The organism is Pseudomonas sp. PS02303 (assembly GCF_029959925.1).
In the GTDB taxonomy this organism is placed as follows: Bacteria; Pseudomonadota; Gammaproteobacteria; order Pseudomonadales; family Pseudomonadaceae; genus Aquipseudomonas; species Aquipseudomonas mandelii.
In genome coordinates this window covers 1-245 of the sequence record NZ_JASCOM010000602.1, presented here as the reverse complement: position 1 = coordinate 245, position 245 = coordinate 1, and the positions used below count along the sequence as shown (strand labels likewise).

Annotated in this window: 1 protein-coding gene; it reads left to right on the top strand. The window is 63.3% G+C overall.

Annotated features, from left to right (window positions below; translation table 11 throughout):
• The coding region (locus tag QMX98_RS35045; protein WP_282412116.1) for an immunoglobulin-like domain-containing protein at positions 1 to 245 on the top strand (245 nt) is incomplete at both ends.

The window sequence follows — 245 nt, the reverse complement described above, 5'->3', positions numbered from 1 at the left end:
AGCACTGTTCCGGCAGTGACTGACGTTACCGACACCCTCGATACCTCGACCGTCAGCTTGACGGCCAACAGCAGCGTGGCGGAAGGCGGGACCGTGGTTTACACCGCGTCCGTTACCGCTCCGGTGACCGGCTCGCCGGTTGTCGTGACCTTGTCCAACGGCCAGACCATCACCATTCCGGTCGGCTCGAGCAGCGCCAGTGTGGACTTCATAACGCCAAACGACGCATTGGCGGGCGGTGGTTC